Genomic DNA, 16,901 nt, shown 5'->3' on the forward strand with positions numbered 1-16,901 from the left:
GATTAAAGGCTGCGCAGCTCTTTACGAACTTGCGCAACCCGTCCAAAAACAACTGCTGGATTAGTCTTCGATAGTAATGCCCATGCTGCGAGCAGTACCTTCAACCATCAACATTGCAGCTTCAACTGAAGCGGCATTTAGATCTGGCATTTTAGTTTCTGCGATTTCGCGAACTTGATCGCGTTTAACAGTCGCTACTTTGTTGCGGTTCGGTTCGCCTGAACCTGATTCAATACCAGCCGCTTTTTTCAAAAGAACAGCAGCGGGTGGAGTTTTCGTAATGAATGTAAATGAACGGTCTTCAAATACCGAAATCTCAACTGGAATGATCAGTCCTGCTTGTTCAGCAGTACGTGCGTTGAACTCTTTACAGAAGCCCATGATGTTAACACCTGCTTGACCTAGTGCAGGTCCAACCGGTGGAGCTGGGTTTGCTTTTGCTGCAGGAATCTGCAATTTTACAACTTTAATCACTTTTTTAGCCACGAAACACACCTCCTTAAGTCCGTGATGTGGTAATAGGGTTTCCCCTCCCACTCAATATCTGTCTGTCAACTATGTTGATAGAATTAGCTAAATTGTACAGATTGTCCTATGACAGTCTGACCTATGAAATAATACCACTTCCGCTCCGGAATAGCAAGCGGCTTTTATATTTTCTGGACTTGCTCGAAATCAAGCTCCATTTTCGTCTCACGGCCGAAGATATCAATAGAAACTTTCACCTTGCCTTTAGTCTCATCGATTTCTTCCACTTTGCCCTGGAAGTTCGCGAATGGCCCTTCCATGACTTCGACGATATCAGCAACCGCAAAGTTGATGTCGACACGGCGTTCTGTCATGCCCATCTGCTTCAGGATGAAATCGACTTCTTCATCAAGCAGCGGCGTAGGCTTGGCTCCGCCACCTGAAGAACCGATGAATCCGGTCACTCCCGGCGTATTGCGGACAACATACCAGGATTCGTCTGTCATGATCAATTCGACCAGAACATATCCCGGGAAAGTTTTGCGCATTACTGTGCGTTTTTTGCCGTCTTTAAAATCAGTTTCCTGCTCTTCAGGAATGATGACGCGAAAAATCTTATCCTGCATGCCCATTGTTTCGACACGCTTTTCCAAATTGGCTTTGACTTTATTTTCATAACCGGAATATGTGTGGACTACATACCAATTCTTTTCCATAATCGCACGGACTGAACGTCCATCCCTCCTTTTTTCCAAATGAAAAAACCCGTTCTCGTAGAATGACGGGCTATTTTTTATGCATTATTCTTGTTGCGCGCTTCTTCTGTTACAGCGCTAAGAACCAACGGAATAATTCCGAGATGCCTGTATCGACCAATGCGAAGAAAAGTGCCATGAAGATAACTGTGGAAAGAACGACGATCGTATAGCGTGTCAATTCCTTGCGTTTAGGCCAACTTACTTTTCTCATTTCCGAAACGACGTTTTTAAAGAAATCGCCAATGTTACCCATTGTTCAAAAACCTCCGAAGTTTAAAAATCACTCTATATCGTTCGGCATTCACTTAAATTCATAACGTTTGTTTATGCACGGTATGCCCATTGCAATGAGCACAGAATTTATTAAGTTCCAAACGTGTGCTGGATTCCGCTTTCGCAGGAACCGTATAATTGCGGGATGCACATTTCGAGCAGCTTAAAACGATTTTTTTAGCCATTTTCCTCACCCTATTCGAGTTTGCAGCTTTTTCAAGGTTATCACCTTAAAACTTCCATGTCAACAGCACATCAGGAGGTGCGGGTTTCATCTTTTTGCAGATGCCGCTCCAGTTTCCGTTTGACCCGCTGCAGCGCGTTGTCGATCGATTTGACATGGCGCTCCAATTTTTCTGATATTTCCTGGTAGGTCTGGCCGTCGAGATACAATGCCAGCACTTCGCGCTCCAGTTCACTGAGCACTTCACCCATTTTTTCTTCCATATACATGAATTCTTCATTATTGATCATCAATTGCTGTGGGTCGTCCACTCCGTTATCAGTGAGCACGTCCATCAGCGTACGGTCGGATTCCTCGTCATAGATCGGCTTGTCCAAAGATACATAGGAATTCAGCGGAATATGCTTCTGGCGTGTGGCAGTCTTGATGGCGGTGATGATTTGCCGGATGATGCACAATTCCGCAAACGCCCTGAAAGAAGACAGTTTATCACTGCGGAAATCACGTATGGCTTTATACAGGCCAATCATGCCTTCCTGGATAATGTCCTCTTTGTCAGCTCCGATCAGGAAATAAGAACGGGCTTTCATCCGAACGAAATGCCGAAATTTATTGATCAGAAAATCCAGTGCTTCGGTATTTCCGTCGTGGACCAAACTGACAAGTTCCTCATCTGTCATTTCCATAAATCGCCGGGCTTGAACTTGTTCCTGATTTCCCACGGTTATCCCTCCGGTCGCGCGAACCTCGATATCATCAGTATACAGGAACTAAAAATTGAGCGTCAACCTATCATTTCATTCCACGGCGCCATTTTTCAAATATTTCTGCAATTTCAGTCGGTAAGGCAATTTTCGATATTGCCTGCTGCCGTTGTATTTCTTTCACTTTTTCGGAAATCTTTTTTTGAATCTCTTCTACTTCGATTTCCAATTCCCTGGCGGAGATCCGCAATGCGCCTTTGGCGAAGATCACCCATTGTTCGGTGGAATCCGAAGTGGCCACATAAACCTGGTCCCGGCGATTATTCAAGCTGACCGCCAGCTTCTCTATCCGTTCATCTGCAGTTTCACTCTCTTTAGTGAAGATGACTTCAACGTCCGAAGTGAGATTTCGCGCTTCGATTCCCGGAACAAGGTGCGCATCGAATACAATGATGACCCGCCACCCTTTATAGCCGCGGTACTCCGCCATCCTTTCGATCAGCCGGTCTCTGGCGGAGGCCAGCTTATCTTTCTTTAATTCCCTTAGTTCCACCCAGTCTCCAATGATATTATAGCCATCAACCAGCAGAATATTCATATCGCTTAACCCAGCGGATTGCGCTTCCGGTAGACTTCGTACATGAGCAGGCTCGCTGCTACGGAAGCATTCAGGGAAGTTACATGGCCGACCATCGGCAGCTGGTAAAGGAAATCGCATTTCTCGCGCAGAATCCGGCTCATCCCTTTGCCTTCACTGCCGATAATGACCGCAAGCGGCAATGAAGCATCCATCTTCCGGTAATCCACCGATTCTTTCGCGTCCGTTCCGGCAATCCAGACGTTGCGCTTTTTCAGCTCATCCACAATCTGCGAAAGATTATTGACTCTCACGACCGGAATATGTTCGATGGCACCTGTGGAGGCCTTCGCCACCACTGCCGTCAAACCGACTGCCCGGCGTTTCGGGATTATCAATCCGTGGGCACCGACCGCATCCGCCGTCCGCATGATCGATCCCAAGTTATGCGGATCTTCCAACTCATCAAGAATCAGAAAGAACGGATCTTCCGAACGTGACTCCGCCACTTTGAATAAATCATCCAGCTCCGCGTAATTATAAGCAGCAACCGCCGCAGCTATCCCCTGATGGTTCGAATCAGTCAGACCGTCGATTTTTTTCTTCGGCACAAACTGGACGATGACTTTCTTTTCTTTCGCCAATTGCAGAAGTTCGGCTATCCCTTTTTTCTGGACACCTTCAGCAATCCAGATTTTATTGATATCCCGGTCCGCCCGCAAAGCTTCAAGCACCGGGTTTTTACCGCCAATGATTTCCGGTTCCAATTCCTCCGTCATTTGATCACTCCTCTCAGCTCTTCTATTATATTAATGGCATAAGCAATGATTTCGCTTACCCGCTCCGTATGGCCTTTTAAATAATTCCAACCCAGCACAGCTTCAAAAGCCGTACTGAAATTATAAGTCTGGACGTCGGTGTTTCTCGGCACTGAACCGGACTTGGCGTTGCGGCCTCGGCGCATGACTGCCAGTTCCTGTTCTGACAGAAATTCTTCTTCCGTCAGGCGCTTCAGTACAACAGCCTGCGCTTTCGCTGACACGAAAGTCGTCGACATCCGGTGCAGCGTATTCGGTTTCACCCGGCCCGAGCGGAGCAGATGCTCGCGCACCGCCTGCTCATAGACCGCATCTCCCATATAGGCGAGTGCAAGGGCGTTCAATTGATCGACATCCTGATTGCGTAATACTTCCAAGCCCTTACCCCCTCTTCCAACGTGTGCCTTGGGCCGTATCTTCCAGGATGATGTTCTTTTCCTTGAATAAATCACGGATTTCATCGGCACGGGCGAAGTCGCGATTTTTGCGTGCTTCGATCCGCTCCAGGAGTAAAGCCTCGACTTCAGCATCCAGTAACTCCTCTTCCTGTTTGAACGGCAGCCCCAGCACACCGGCCAATTCATCAAATACCGACAGGAAGGTCTTCATCACTTCGGAGGAAGTCTGTTTTTCCAAGAGGTACGTATTTGCCAGACGGGACAGATCGAACAGCTTTGAAATGCCATGCGCCGTGTTGAAATCGTCATCCATCGTTTCAATGAATTCTTTTTTGATCGCTTCGATTTTTGCCAGCCAGATATCGGAATGGTCGCCAAGCTCAGCGGACACGCTCAAGCGGTGCTTCAAATTCGAATAGGAAGTGCGCAGACGTTCCAGTCCAGCCACTGCATCTTCCACCAATTGCTGCGAATAATTGATCGGATGGCGGTAATGCACCGACAGCATGAAGAAACGAAGAACCTGCGGATCCATTTCCTTCAAGATATCATTCACCAACACGAAGTTATTCAATGACTTCGACATTTTTTCATTGTCAATATTGATATAGCCATTATGCATCCAGTAACGGGCAAACGGTTTTCCTGTATAAGCTTCCGACTGCGCAATCTCATTTTCATGGTGCGGGAATGTCAGATCCTGGCCGCCTGCGTGGATATCGATTGTATCTCCCAAATGTTCGCGCGCCATCACCGAGCACTCGATGTGCCAGCCCGGACGCCCTTCGCCCCATGGGCTGTCCCATGAGATTTCATTCGGCTTGGCCGCTTTCCATAACACAAAGTCCAGCTCATCTTCTTTTTTATCGCCGGTTTCGATGCGCGCTCCGACTTTCAGTTCATCAACCGATTGATGCGACAGCTTGCCGTAGCCTTCGAATTTACGGGTACGGTAATAAACATCCCCCTGTGATTCATAAGCAAAGCCTTTCTCAATCAACGCTTCGATAAATTCGATGATCTGCTCCATATGCTCGGTCACACGCGGATGCGCATCAGCTTTTGCACAGCCAAGCGCTTCCGTATTATCAAAGTAGGCTTTGATGAATCGTTCAGCAATTTCCGGAACAGTCTCTCCGAGTTCATTGGCTGCCTTGATCAATTTATCGTCGACATCCGTGAAGTTCGAAATATAGTGTACATCATACCCGCGGTACTCGAGGTAACGGCGAACCGTATCATAAACGATGACGGGGCGTGCATTGCCGATGTGGATGTAATTATAGACAGTAGGTCCGCAAACATACATTTTTACTTTGCCCTCTTCGAGCGGCACAAAAGGTTCTTTTGTTCGAGACAATGAGTTGAAGATTTGAATGGTCATTCGGCATTCCCCTCTTTCTTACTTGCTTGTTTTAATAATTCCACTTCACGCCGGAGCTCGGCGATTTTCATTTCCATCGAATTGCAGATATCGGCAACCGGGTCTGGCATATCCTGATGGTTGAGGTCTTGCTTGACCCGCACTCCATCCTGTATGACCACTTTTCCCGGTATCCCGACCACTGTAGAATTCGGCGGCACCGTTTTCAACACGACAGAACCGGCTCCGACCTTCGAACCCTCACCTATCGTTATAGATCCAAGAACTTTGGCCCCCGTTGCCACCAGCACATTATCTTCCAGCGTCGGGTGGCGCTTTCCGTTCTCTTTCCCTGTCCCCCCGAGGGTGACGCCCTGGAATATCGTTACATTGTCGCCGATGATACACGTTTCCCCGATGACGACGCCCATCCCGTGGTCGATAAAGAACCGGCGGCCGATCACTGCTCCCGGATGGATTTCGATACCTGTGAAAAAGCGGCTGACCTGCGAAATGACGCGCGCGAGGAAAAACAATTTATTCTTGAAGAAGAAATGTGCCAGCCGGTGCGCCCAGATGGCATGCAAACCGGAATATGTGAGGATCACTTCCAGAAAGCTTCTGGCAGCGGGGTCCTGCTCGAATACCACATCCACATCTTCTTTAAATGCTTTGAACATCCCTTTCAACTCCTTTTACTGCAAAATAAAAAGCGCCCCTGTCAATAAATTGACAGAGACGCATGCTTGCGCGGTTCCACTCTGATTAAAAAGGGCTCACCCTTTTTCTCTCGGCACCTTTAACGCAGGTGAAACGTCTGGTCTACTCGATTCGACTCAGCACTCGGAGAGGCATTTCCATGCGGCAGCGGCTCGGATCACTTTCAGCCGGCGGTGATCTTCTCTGGAGAGCGTGCTGCATGTACTTCTTCTCGTCAACGATTTTCTGATAGTAAATTCATTTTACATCATTGCTTCTATAAGTCAATCTTATGCACTTGCGTATTGAGCTACCCGTGCAATCGTCTTATCTTTGCCTAACAATGCAATCGCATCCGGCAATTCAGGTCCATGCGTTTGGCCAGTCGTAACGACACGGATCGGCATAAAAAGGTTTTTCCCTTTATGTCCTGTCGCTTTTTGCACCGCCTTGATCGCCGCTTTGATTTCAGCCGGTTCAAATGCTTCCAGTGATTCAAGCTGCTCTTTGAAGGAAGCCATAACTTCCGGCACCTGTTCGCCTGCAAGAACTTCTTTTTCTTCGTCGCCGTAATGAAGGTCATCCGAGAAGAATTGTTCAGACAGCTCCGTGATTTCCGCTCCGAAACTCAATTGGTCGTGGTACAAAGCGACAAGGCGCTGTGCCCAGCCCTGCTGTTCCGCGTCCATCGTTTCCGGTAATTTGCCCGCTTTCTGCAAATGCGGCACTGCAAGTTCAACCACTTCTTCAAGCGGCATCTGTTTGATGTATTGGTTGTTCATCCAAGTCAATTTCTGCTTATCGAACATAGAAGGTGATTTCGACAACCGGTTGGCGTCAAAGATTTTGATCAACTCTTCTTTCGAGAAGATCTCTTCTTCCCCTTCAGGCGACCAGCCAAGCAATGCGAAGAAATTGAAGAGCGCTTCCGGAATGTAGCCGAGTTCTCTGTATTGAGAGATGAATTGAATAATCGACTCATCACGCTTCGACAGTTTCTTGCGGTCTTCATTGATGATCAGCGTCATATGGCCGTAAGTCGGATGCTCCCAGCCGAATGCATCATAAATCATCTGCTGGCGCGGCGTGTTCGATAAATGCTCTTCCCCACGGAACACATGCGTAATCTTCATCAAATGGTCATCGATGACCACAGCGAAATTATACGTAGGGATTCCGTTTGTCTTCACCATCACCCAATCACCGACATCTTTTGATTCGAATGAAATCGGTCCACGCACCAAGTCGTCAAACTTATACGTAACGTCAGCCGGCACTTTCGCACGGATGGTATAGGATTTCCCTGCATTTTCCCGCTCTTTTACATCTGCAGTAGTCAAGTTACGGCAAGTTCCGCTGTATTGTGGCGCAGCGATGCCGGCCGCTTTTTGCGACTCGCGCTCTGCTTCCAGCTCTTCCGCAGTACAGAAACATTTGAAAGCCAAGCCTTTTTCAAGCATCTCATCCGCATAGCCTTTATAGATATCCAAGCGTTCCATTTGGCGGTAGGGACCGTAATCGCCCCCTACATCAACCGACTCATCGTGCTCGATACCCAGCCATTTCAAATTATCCAGCTGTGATTCGATGCCCGTTTCAATATTGCGGGCTGTATCCGTATCTTCGATGCGGACGATGAATTTCCCGTCATGATGGCGTGCATATAAATAATTGAAAAGTGCTGTCCGGGCTCCGCCGATATGTAAATGCCCAGTCGGACTCGGCGCATAGCGTACGCGTACTTCTTGTGTCATTAGATTTCCTCCTAAGAAACTTTTATCTTTTGCTATTCTATCACTCACAGGAAAGCGTTTAAAGCTTCCGTCCCACTAATAAGATCACAGCAAGCGCCGCGATTCCTTCTTCACGTCCCAAATAGCCAAGCTTTTCATTCGTCGTCGCTTTGACATTGACCTGCGAAATATCCGCTTCCAATAAACCGGCGATCGATTCTCTCAACTGCTCAATATAAGGTGCCAGCTTCGGCTTTTGCGCAATCACTGTACAATCCACATTACCCAGTTCATAGCCTTGCTCTTTTACATATTGCCAGATATGCGTCATAAGCTTGCGGGAGTCGGCATCCTTGAATTCAGGATCTGTATCCGGGAAATGCTTCCCGATATCGCCACCGCCAATCGCTCCAAGCGCTGCATCCGTAATCGTATGCAGCAATACATCCGCATCCGAATGCCCCAGAAGCCCCTTATGATGAGGGATTTCAATCCCTCCTAGGATCAATGGCCTGCCTTCGACCAATTGATGCACATCGTATCCTTGCCCAATCCGAATCATTGCTGTTCCTCCTGTCTGCGACTTTCCAAAATTGCTTTGCCGTATATCAAATCATCCGGCGTCGTCATTTTCACATTCTCATAATTGCTTTCAACAATCTTTACCGGATGCCCAAGCCTTTCCACCAGCATGGCTTCATCCGTGCCAAGAAATCCTGCTTCAAAAGCCTCTGTCGCCGCTTCTTTTATCAATGCATACCGAAACGCTTGCGGCGTCTGGATGATCCACAGTTTCTCCCGTTCAACCGTCTCCGTAATAAAACCGGATTCCGCTTTTTTGATCGTATCCTTTACTCGAACGCCTGCAATCGCTGCACCGGAATCCGACGCTTCCTCTGCGAGACGCGATATCACTTCGGCATCGATAAATGGGCGCGCCGCATCATGCACGAGCACCACATCACATTCGGGAATCATATCCAGACATGCCCGGACGCTATCCTGCCTTTCAGCACCGCCCACTGCAAATCCGGCCACTTTCGTAATGCCGTATTCTTTCACAAAATCCTCAATCAGTTCCCGCTCTTCCTCTTTTACCGCAAGCCAAATCGCCTCGCAGTTCAGGTCCCGCTGAAAAACTTCAAGTGTATAGATGAATATCGGTTTATCGAATAACTCCAGCAGCAATTTGTTCTTATCCGCTTTCATCCGCTTGCCGCTCCCTGCGGCGGGCAAAACAACTGTATAGTTCATGAGTTTACATCCTTTTATCTATCATTTAGCGCCGCGTGGCTTAGCAAAAATCATTCGTCCGGCAGAAGTTTGCAGCACACTTGTAACTGTTACATCGATTGCATCGCCGATGTATTTCTTGCCGTCCTCAATGACGATCATCGTGCCGTCGTCCAAATAAGCGACACCCTGATTCTGTTCTTTACCATCTTTAATCACGACGACATGCATATCTTCACCTGGAATGACCACCGGTTTTACAGCATTGGCCAAATCGTTGATGTTCAATACTGGTACATTATGCAGCTCACAGACTTTATTCAGATTAAAATCATTTGTGACGACCTGGCCGCCCATTTTCTTGGCTGCGCGCATCAATTTCAAATCCACTTCCGCCACTTCATCAAAACTTTCTTCCGTAATCATGATGGCGCCTTCGCGTTCACTCTGCAGCCGCTTCAAGATATCGAGTCCGCGGCGGCCTCTCGTACGTTTCAATGTATCGGATGAATCCGCAATATGTTGCAGTTCAGATAACACGAATTGTGGCACGACAAATGTGCCTTCCATGAAACCTGTCGCTGAAATATCCGCAATCCGGCCATCAATGATGACGCTTGTGTCCAATAACTTGTAATCCGATTTATTCACCGGCAATACTTTCAGTTCCTGATCTTCTTCGTTCTTCTTGGCGTTCAATGCCATTTTCGACGGTGTTAACATGCTCAACATTTCGTCTCGCTTCTGGAATCCAACCTGGAAACCTAGATAACCGAGAACCACCGACAGGACGATCGGAGCAGCAGTCGCAACAAGCGGAATGTCAATCGTACTCAATGCGAATCCGACAAGGAAAGCTACGATCAATCCGATAATCAGCCCCACTGTCCCGAACAGCAGATCCGGTGTCGGCGCATGGAGTAATTTTTCTTCCATCCACTTCATGAACCGTACCAATGAATCTGCAAACAACAATGATAATAAGAAAAATAGGATAGCTCCTATAAGTGCAGAAACTATTGCGTTATTGATCCAAGGGTTGTCGACGATAGGTATGAGTTCAAAAACATAAGGTAAGAATATAATTCCGACAGTTGCACCGATCAATAAAAATAAAACCTGAATAATTCTTTTTAACATATTTCCACCTCCTTCATTCCAATTATACACATATCATTTATAAAACGCTGTTTAGACCCTATATAGCTAAAAAAATAGAGGAGGCCATGGCCTCCTACTGTGGAAAAATTTCTTTTAATGCATCATTTACCGTTTCTACTCCAACTACGCGGATGCCTTCAGGGAAATCCCAGCCGCCGATATTGGATTTTGGAACAATCGCCCGTTTGAAACCAAGCTTAGCTGCTTCCTGTACCCTTTGTTCAATCCGGGAAACGCGCCGCACTTCGCCCGTCAACCCGACTTCACCGATAATACAGTCAAAACCGTTCGGTGCAACATCACGGTAACTGGATACTATGCTTGCCAGCACAGCCAAATCGATGGCCGGTTCATCCAATTTGACGCCCCCTGCCACTTTAATGTAAGCGTCCTGTGCCTGAAGCAGCATGCCCATCCGCTTTTCCAGTACGGCCATCAACAGTGAAACTCTATTTTGATCAAGGCCTGTCGCCATCCGTTTCGGATAATTGAAACTCGATGGTGTAACGAGTGCCTGAATCTCCACCAGAATTGGCCGGGTACCTTCCATAGAAGCGACGACTGTCGAACCGGCCGCTCCGCTGGACCGTTCTTGAAGAAATAATTCCGATGGATTCAAAACTTCTTTTAAACCGCTTTGCAGCATTTCAAAAATTGCGATTTCATTCGTTGAACCAAAACGGTTTTTGACACTGCGTAAAATCCGGTAGGTATGGTGGCGCTCCCCTTCAAAATAAAGGACGGTATCCACCATATGTTCGAGAATTCTCGGGCCGGCTATCTGTCCTTCCTTCGTCACGTGTCCTACAAGGAAAATGGCAATATTCTTCGTTTTGGCGATGCGCATCAACTCTGCCGTACTTTCGCGGACTTGCGTAACACTGCCGGGAGCCGATGTCACTTCAGGGTGATGGACCGTCTGAATCGAATCGACGATCACAAAATCCGGATTCACTTCTTCAATTGTATGGTTGATCAACTCAAGATTGGTCTCTGCGTAAATATATAAATCGGATGAAGAGGCGTCGAGGCGCTCTGCCCGCAATTTGGTTTGGCGGATGGATTCTTCACCGGAAATATAAAGCACTTTGCTGCCGCTATTGGCAAGCATCGCTGATACCTGCAGCAATAACGTCGATTTCCCGATACCGGGATCTCCGCCGATCAATACAAGTGAGCCGGGTACAATTCCCCCGCCAAGCACGCGGTTCAACTCACTAAGCTCAGTCGTAACCCGCGGCTCTTCCTTTGTTTCAATCGAATTGATCGGTGTCGCTTTCTGAGGGGCTGCAGCGGTATGCTGAAAAGCGTTTCTTGTCCCTTTCGGAACAGCTATTTCAATTTCTTCCGTCATTTGATTCCATTCTCCGCAATTCGGACATTTCCCCATCCATTTTGCCGATTCATATCCACAAGACTGGCATACGAATTTCGATTTCTTCTTTGCCATGTGCTCCTCCTTCTAATGAAAAACCGCTCGCCAGAGAAATCTCCGGCGAGCGGAATATCTTATTGCTTATTTCTTCACAGGTTCTTTCGTGCGGACCACAAATTCATCATTCTCTACATCGAAGATAATGCGTTGTCCTGCTAAGGCTGTGCCTTTCAAAAGTTCCTCAGACAAGCGGTCTTCCACATGCTTCTGTAGTGACCGGCGAAGAGGACGGGCACCGTACTCCGGATCGTATCCTTCTTTAGCGATCTTATCCAAAGCGGCATCTGTCAGCTCAAGATTAATATCCTGCTCCTGCAGACGTTCAGCTAGTTGTTTTGTCATCAATGTCACGATTTCACGCAAATTCTCTTTTTCAAGGGAATGGAATACAATCATGTCATCAATCCGGTTAAGGAACTCAGGACGGAACGCTTTCTTCAATTCCGCAAGCATTTTCGATTTCATGTCTTTGTAATCCGTTTTTGCGTCTTCTAAATTGAAGCCGACGTATTTATTGTATTTCAATTCTTCTGCTCCGACGTTTGAAGTCATAATGATGACTGTATTCCGGAAATCGACGCGACGGCCTTTCGAATCTGTTAAACGGCCATCTTCAAGCACTTGCAAAAGGATGTTGAATACATCCGGATGCGCTTTTTCGATTTCATCAAGAAGAATGACGGAATATGGTTTTCTGCGGACTTTCTCAGTCAGCTGGCCACCTTCATCATAACCGACATAACCTGGAGGCGAACCGACCAGACGTGAAGTCGAGTGTCTTTCCATGTACTCGGACATGTCAATACGGATCATTGCATCTTCATCTCCGAACATCGATTCAGCCAATGCACGCGCCAATTCTGTCTTACCTACCCCCGTAGGGCCAAGGAAGATAAATGAGCCGATTGGACGTTTAGGATCTTTCAACCCTGCACGAGCACGTCTGATTGCTTTTGAAATGGAAGTGACTGCTTCGTTTTGGCCAATAACACGTCCATGAAGAATTTCTTCCAAATTCAATAGTTTATCAGATTCAGTCTGAGCCAGTTTTGACACCGGAATGCCTGTCCACATAGATACAACTTTTGCAATGTCTTCGACAGTCACTTCAGATTCTTCTTTGCCTTGTTTTTCTTTCCATTCTTTTTTCGTTTTATCCAGCTGATCTTTTAATTTCTGTTCTGCATCACGGAGAGAAGCCGCTTTTTCAAACTCTTGACTCTGTACCGCTTCGTTCTTTTCAGAACGAGCAGCTTCAAGTTTCGTTTCCATTTCCTTAAGATCCGGTGGAGTAGTATATGAGCGAAGTCTTACTTTAGAACCCGCTTCATCAATCAAATCAATCGCTTTGTCCGGAAGGAAGCGGTCAGAAATATAACGGTCGGACATTTTCGCTGCTGCATCAATTGCCTCATCCGTGATTTTTACACGATGATGCGCTTCATAACGATCACGCAGACCTTTGATGATTTGGATGGATTCTTCTACTGAAGGCTCATCCACTTGAATTGGCTGGAAGCGCCGTTCTAATGCTGCATCTTTTTCAATATACTTGCGGTACTCGTCCAACGTCGTAGCACCGATACATTGAAGTTCGCCTCTTGCCAATGCTGGTTTAAGGATATTCGAAGCATCAATCGCACCTTCTGCTCCGCCTGCACCAATTAATGTATGAAGTTCATCGATAAACAGAATAACATTACCTGCCTGGCGAATTTCATCCATAACCTTTTTCAGACGGTCTTCAAACTCACCGCGGTATTTTGTTCCGGCGACGACTGTACCCATATCAAGAACCATTACGCGTTTATCGCGCAGCGTTTCAGGGATTTCATTGTTTACGATCTGTTGGGCTAAACCTTCTGCGATGGCTGTTTTACCAACCCCCGGCTCCCCGATCAACACTGGGTTATTCTTCGTACGGCGGCTCAACACTTCAATCACACGCGTAATCTCATCGCTTCTGCCAATTACCGGATCTAAACTGCCTTCGCGCGCGACTTGCGTCAAATCACGTGCCAGGCCATCCAAGGTCGGTGTATTGGCTGATGCATTCGGGCTGCTTCCTGTAGAAGCCTGCTCGTTGCTGCCGAGCAACTGCAATACTTGTTGACGGGCTTTATTCAAGCTCACGCCAGCATTGCCAAGTACACGTGCAGCTACGCCTTCACCTTCACGGATAAGGGCCAACAGCAAATGCTCTGTGCCAATATAGGAATGACCCAGTTTTCTGGATTCATCGACTGACAGTTCGATAACTTTTTTCGCTCTCGGTGTATAATGCACAATCGGACCGACATCTTTTTCGCCGATGCCCACAAGTTCTGTCACACCTTCTTCGATCAATTGCGTATTCACTTCAATCGCTTCTAAAGCTTTGGCTGCAATACCGCCCCCTTCACGAATTAAACCAAGTAAAATATGTTCTGTTCCAATGGATTCATGTTTCATGCGAATTGCTTCTTCTTGAGCCAGTTGAAGAACCTTCTGTGCTCTTTGCGTAAATCTGTTGAACATCATATAGAATCCTCTCCTTCTTTATCTCCGTTAATTTTGTATTCCTCTTTCAAACGTTCCCTGAAAAGCTTAGCCCTGGCGATGTCACGTTCATTGGGTGACAACGGTCTGTCTGAGTAATGCTGCAGAAAAGCTGGCTGCATAAAAACCATCAGCTCATTTAAAATAGACATATCAATTTTTTCTATTAACTTCAAGTCTATCCCTAACCGAACATCAGAAAGGCATTTAGCCGCTTCTTCAGTCGTCAATAACCTCGAATACGTAAGAACACCGAGCGAGCGGTAAATACGGTCTTCGAGTTTTAATGGAGAATTACTTAAAATCGCTTCTCTGGCCCGTCGCTCCTGTTCAATAATTTGCTCAGTCATATTCTGTAAATCCTGAAGTATCTCATATTCAGACTTACCTAGTGTCAACTGGTTCGAAATTTGGTAAACGTTTCCCAAAGCTTCGCTTCCTTCTCCATAGATACCCCTCACAACCATTCCTAAGCGCGAAATAGCCGGAATAATACGTGTTATCTGTTGGGACATAGTCAAAGCAGGTAAATGCAGCATCACTGAAGCCCGCATGCCAGTTCCTGTATTAGTGGGACAACTGGTCAAATAGCCAAACTTCTCATGAAATGCGTATTGCAGATTTTCCTCCAGCAAGGAATCCAACTGATTCGCTATTTTATAAGCTTCTTGTAAATGGAAACCTGCTTGTAGACTTTGAATACGCAAATGATCTTCTTCGTTTATCATGATACTGAGTTCTTCATTTTTTGAAAGCATCACCGATCCTGAATGCACACCTGACGCGAGATGAGGACTGATTAAATGTTTCTCCACCAGTAATTCTCTGTGTAAGGAAGAAACTTCATGAATATCGATATGAGTGAATTCTTGGTCCAAGTCCTTACCTTTATCCAATAAAACAGAAGAGATTGCCTTATCAACTTTTAAAGCTTCATCTTCTGTAAAAGCATAAGGAAATTTAAACTCACTAAGATTTCGCGCTAATCTTATTCTTGTACTCATGGCTATATCCGTATTTTCTCCTTCATTAGCCATCCAACTGCTCGCTTTGGGCTCTAAAAAACGATCAATCGCCACGATTAGCACTCCCTTCGAGCTCTTTGTTCAACTCTCTTACTTGATCCCGTAACTTTGCTGCCTCTTCAAATTCTTCTGCTTCAATTGAATTCTTTAATTGTTTTCTTAACTCTTCAATTTCTTTTTTTATTTTTAATGTGCTGCCATAGGAGGCTGGAATTTTCCCAGTATGCTCCTTGTTTCCATTATGCAGACGTTTAAAAATTTCCTCTAAATTCGATTCAAACGTTTCATAACAAGTGGCACAACCAAATTTACCTAGTTTCAAAAAATTGTTAAATGTGAATCCGCAAGAGGGACATACGGAAATTTCTTTTTGTACTGGACTGACCGTTGGAGATTGGACCGGAAACCAATTTGAAAGTAATTGGTGAATAGCTAATGGATCTTGTTCAAAAGCTAAGTTCAAGTTATGGTTCTCAGCTGCACATACATGACACAAATGCCTCTCTGTAAGTTGGCCATTTCTTTTCTGTTTAACTAATACAGAAGCAGGACGTTCCCCGCATTGATTGCAAATCATCGTACCACCCCTCATTAATTCGACTGAAATTGGATCGTAAATAGCATGGCTATTAATATACGGGCTCTCACTTCATCTCTCAAAGGCAACCCAAGTAAAAGTGTTGAGCGGTCGATAGCACTTAAAATCATCTTTGCTTCCCGCTTAGTTATAATATCTTCGTCTAATAGACGAAAAACAATATCTTCCGCCATACTTTGAGTAGCACCATTCTCTAGATGTTGAATTACTCCGTTTATTAAATCGGATTTTTGGTGAAGGCGTATACGTTTTATACGAATATAGCCTCCGCCACCTCTTTTACTTTCAACTATATAACCTCTCTCCGGAGTAAATCTTGTATTGATTACATAATTAATTTGGGAAGGGACACATTGAAATTTTTCAGCTATTTCGCTTCTTTTAATTTCAATATGTTCTCTTTCGCTTAATTCGATAACTTGCTTTAAATACCCTTCAATTACATCAGAAATGTTCCGCACCGCATTCACCCCTTTACTGCCATTAATCTATAATTGACTTTGACTATATTTGACTTAATTATAACGTAAGTTTTTTATAGAATTCAAATAGTAAGTACTGAGTAAGTTATAAAAAAACCCGGAATAATATATTCCGGGTATACTAATTACTCTTCATCAAATATTCTCTTTTTAAAATCTTTTAAGTGGCTCTTAATAGATTTCGTTTCATCTTCAAGATACATAGTTTTCCATTGCATTCCTTCTAACCATATTTTCACAATATCTCCTGGCATAACATCGTGGGTAAATTCATTCAGAGGAAAGGTATATTGTTCTTTTCCTTCTTCTACTGGCGTTAGTAGTACTGTCCTTTTATCAATAGTTTCTACTTTATATATTCCAGCTTTCATTTTAACCACCTCTATATTAATTTTCCCATTCTTAATCTTTTTAATCTTTAATCATGTTCAAACACTAGAAAAATTTCTCCATA

General features: G+C 45.5%; 20 protein-coding genes and 1 other annotated feature. All 20 genes read right to left on the reverse strand.

What is annotated here, in order from left to right; all coding sequences use genetic code 11:
* Positions 1-60 precede the first annotated feature (60 nt).
* The gene (gene rplK, locus CXF70_RS04340) at positions 61-486 is read right to left on the reverse strand and encodes a 50S ribosomal protein L11 (RefSeq protein ID WP_052654209.1); all 426 of its coding nucleotides are present in this window, start codon (positions 484-486) and stop codon (positions 61-63) included.
* A 164-nt stretch (positions 487-650) separates the two neighbouring features.
* Positions 651-1,184 (reverse strand): transcription termination/antitermination protein NusG, encoded by a 534-nt coding sequence (gene nusG / locus CXF70_RS04345; protein ID WP_084242201.1) that lies wholly within the window; start codon positions 1,182-1,184, stop codon positions 651-653.
* A 109-nt stretch (positions 1,185-1,293) separates the two neighbouring features.
* Positions 1,294-1,479, reverse strand: a complete 186-nt coding sequence (gene secE / locus CXF70_RS04350) for a preprotein translocase subunit SecE (protein WP_084242202.1) — start codon at positions 1,477-1,479, stop codon at positions 1,294-1,296.
* A gap of 58 nt (positions 1,480-1,537) precedes the next feature.
* Positions 1,538-1,684 carry a 50S ribosomal protein L33 gene (gene rpmG, locus CXF70_RS04355; protein WP_081986982.1) on the reverse strand — a complete coding sequence of 49 codons (147 nt, stop codon included), beginning with the start codon at positions 1,682-1,684 and terminating at the stop codon, positions 1,538-1,540.
* 70 nt (positions 1,685-1,754) lie between these two features.
* Positions 1,755-2,405, reverse strand: coding sequence for an RNA polymerase sporulation sigma factor SigH (gene sigH / locus CXF70_RS04360; RefSeq protein ID WP_084242203.1), 651 nt, complete (start codon positions 2,403-2,405; stop codon positions 1,755-1,757).
* 70 nt (positions 2,406-2,475) lie between these two features.
* Positions 2,476-2,985: an NYN domain-containing protein gene (locus CXF70_RS04365; RefSeq protein ID WP_084242204.1), complete on the reverse strand. Its 510-nt coding sequence runs from the start codon at positions 2,983-2,985 to the stop codon at positions 2,476-2,478.
* A 5-nt stretch (positions 2,986-2,990) separates the two neighbouring features.
* Positions 2,991-3,743 carry a 23S rRNA (guanosine(2251)-2'-O)-methyltransferase RlmB gene (gene rlmB, locus CXF70_RS04370; RefSeq protein ID WP_101801664.1) on the reverse strand — a complete coding sequence of 251 codons (753 nt, stop codon included), beginning with the start codon at positions 3,741-3,743 and terminating at the stop codon, positions 2,991-2,993.
* Complete coding sequence (locus CXF70_RS04375; protein WP_101801665.1) at positions 3,740-4,159, reverse strand: Mini-ribonuclease 3; 420 nt, start codon at positions 4,157-4,159, stop codon at positions 3,740-3,742. The genes rlmB and CXF70_RS04375 overlap by 4 nt, the downstream gene beginning before the upstream one ends.
* 4 nt (positions 4,160-4,163) lie before the next feature.
* Positions 4,164-5,564, reverse strand: a complete 1,401-nt coding sequence (cysS, locus tag CXF70_RS04380) for a cysteine--tRNA ligase (RefSeq protein WP_101801666.1) — start codon at positions 5,562-5,564, stop codon at positions 4,164-4,166.
* A complete protein-coding gene (gene cysE, locus CXF70_RS04385; RefSeq protein WP_101801667.1) occupies positions 5,561-6,223 on the reverse strand; it encodes a serine O-acetyltransferase in 663 nt (220 codons plus the stop codon). The genes cysS and cysE overlap by 4 nt, the downstream gene beginning before the upstream one ends.
* 51 nt (positions 6,224-6,274) lie before the next feature.
* Positions 6,275-6,490 (reverse strand) — a binding site (T-box leader).
* Positions 6,491-6,532: 42 nt separating this feature from the next.
* Complete coding sequence (gene gltX / locus CXF70_RS04390; protein ID WP_101801668.1) at positions 6,533-7,996, reverse strand: glutamate--tRNA ligase; 1,464 nt, start codon at positions 7,994-7,996, stop codon at positions 6,533-6,535.
* 58 nt (positions 7,997-8,054) lie between these two features.
* The gene (gene ispF / locus CXF70_RS04395) at positions 8,055-8,537 is read right to left on the reverse strand and encodes a 2-C-methyl-D-erythritol 2,4-cyclodiphosphate synthase (RefSeq protein WP_101801669.1); all 483 of its coding nucleotides are present in this window, start codon (positions 8,535-8,537) and stop codon (positions 8,055-8,057) included.
* The gene (ispD, locus tag CXF70_RS04400; RefSeq protein ID WP_084242210.1) at positions 8,534-9,229 is read right to left on the reverse strand and encodes a 2-C-methyl-D-erythritol 4-phosphate cytidylyltransferase; all 696 of its coding nucleotides are present in this window, start codon (positions 9,227-9,229) and stop codon (positions 8,534-8,536) included. The genes ispF and ispD overlap by 4 nt, the downstream gene beginning before the upstream one ends.
* A gap of 21 nt (positions 9,230-9,250) precedes the next feature.
* Complete coding sequence (locus tag CXF70_RS04405) at positions 9,251-10,348, reverse strand: PIN/TRAM domain-containing protein (protein ID WP_084242211.1); 1,098 nt, start codon at positions 10,346-10,348, stop codon at positions 9,251-9,253.
* A gap of 94 nt (positions 10,349-10,442) precedes the next feature.
* Positions 10,443-11,819, reverse strand: a complete 1,377-nt coding sequence (radA, locus tag CXF70_RS04410) for a DNA repair protein RadA (RefSeq protein ID WP_084242212.1) — start codon at positions 11,817-11,819, stop codon at positions 10,443-10,445.
* A gap of 66 nt (positions 11,820-11,885) precedes the next feature.
* The gene (locus tag CXF70_RS04415) at positions 11,886-14,324 is read right to left on the reverse strand and encodes an ATP-dependent Clp protease ATP-binding subunit (RefSeq protein ID WP_101801670.1); all 2,439 of its coding nucleotides are present in this window, start codon (positions 14,322-14,324) and stop codon (positions 11,886-11,888) included.
* Positions 14,321-15,421, reverse strand: a complete 1,101-nt coding sequence (mcsB, locus tag CXF70_RS04420; protein WP_101801671.1) for a protein-arginine kinase McsB — start codon at positions 15,419-15,421, stop codon at positions 14,321-14,323. The genes CXF70_RS04415 and mcsB overlap by 4 nt, the downstream gene beginning before the upstream one ends.
* Complete coding sequence (locus tag CXF70_RS04425; protein ID WP_101801672.1) at positions 15,411-15,944, reverse strand: UvrB/UvrC motif-containing protein; 534 nt, start codon at positions 15,942-15,944, stop codon at positions 15,411-15,413. Before CXF70_RS04425 ends, mcsB begins: the two co-directional genes overlap by 11 nt.
* A gap of 14 nt (positions 15,945-15,958) precedes the next feature.
* Positions 15,959-16,426: a CtsR family transcriptional regulator gene (locus tag CXF70_RS04430; protein ID WP_084242216.1), complete on the reverse strand. Its 468-nt coding sequence runs from the start codon at positions 16,424-16,426 to the stop codon at positions 15,959-15,961.
* Between the two features lie 146 nt (positions 16,427-16,572).
* On the reverse strand, positions 16,573-16,818 hold the full coding sequence (locus tag CXF70_RS04435; RefSeq protein ID WP_101801673.1) for a hypothetical protein: 246 nt from the start codon (positions 16,816-16,818) through the stop codon (positions 16,573-16,575).
* Between the last annotated feature and the right edge of the window lie 83 nt (positions 16,819-16,901).

The sequence above is a fragment of the Planomicrobium sp. MB-3u-38 genome (genome assembly GCF_002836425.1).
GTDB classification, from domain to species: Bacteria; Bacillota; Bacilli; order Bacillales_A; family Planococcaceae; genus Planococcus; species Planococcus okeanokoites.

What these genes read in the sequence shown, in the direction of transcription:
- CXF70_RS04365 (WP_084242204.1), bottom strand. Translation starts at nt 2,985, where the DNA reads ATGAATATTCTGCTGGTTGATGGCTATAATATCATTGGAGACTGGGTG.
- CXF70_RS04405 (WP_084242211.1), bottom strand. Translation starts at nt 10,348, where the DNA reads ATGTTAAAAAGAATTATTCAGGTTTTATTTTTATTGATCGGTGCAACT.
- ispD (WP_084242210.1), bottom strand. Translation starts at nt 9,229, where the DNA reads ATGAACTATACAGTTGTTTTGCCCGCCGCAGGGAGCGGCAAGCGGATG.
- nusG (WP_084242201.1), bottom strand. Translation starts at nt 1,184, where the DNA reads ATGGAAAAGAATTGGTATGTAGTCCACACATATTCCGGTTATGAAAAT.
- CXF70_RS04435 (WP_101801673.1), bottom strand. Translation starts at nt 16,818, where the DNA reads ATGAAAGCTGGAATATATAAAGTAGAAACTATTGATAAAAGGACAGTA.
- rpmG (WP_081986982.1), bottom strand. Translation starts at nt 1,684, where the DNA reads ATGGCTAAAAAAATCGTTTTAAGCTGCTCGAAATGTGCATCCCGCAAT.
- cysE (WP_101801667.1), bottom strand. Translation starts at nt 6,223, where the DNA reads ATGTTCAAAGCATTTAAAGAAGATGTGGATGTGGTATTCGAGCAGGAC.
- secE (WP_084242202.1), bottom strand. Translation starts at nt 1,479, where the DNA reads ATGGGTAACATTGGCGATTTCTTTAAAAACGTCGTTTCGGAAATGAGA.
- CXF70_RS04425 (WP_101801672.1), bottom strand. Translation starts at nt 15,944, where the DNA reads ATGATTTGCAATCAATGCGGGGAACGTCCTGCTTCTGTATTAGTTAAA.
- rlmB (WP_101801664.1), bottom strand. Translation starts at nt 3,743, where the DNA reads ATGACGGAGGAATTGGAACCGGAAATCATTGGCGGTAAAAACCCGGTG.
- CXF70_RS04415 (WP_101801670.1), bottom strand. Translation starts at nt 14,324, where the DNA reads ATGATGTTCAACAGATTTACGCAAAGAGCACAGAAGGTTCTTCAACTG.
- gltX (WP_101801668.1), bottom strand. Translation starts at nt 7,996, where the DNA reads ATGACACAAGAAGTACGCGTACGCTATGCGCCGAGTCCGACTGGGCAT.
- ispF (WP_101801669.1), bottom strand. Translation starts at nt 8,537, where the DNA reads ATGATTCGGATTGGGCAAGGATACGATGTGCATCAATTGGTCGAAGGC.
- cysS (WP_101801666.1), bottom strand. Translation starts at nt 5,564, where the DNA reads ATGACCATTCAAATCTTCAACTCATTGTCTCGAACAAAAGAACCTTTT.
- radA (WP_084242212.1), bottom strand. Translation starts at nt 11,819, where the DNA reads ATGGCAAAGAAGAAATCGAAATTCGTATGCCAGTCTTGTGGATATGAA.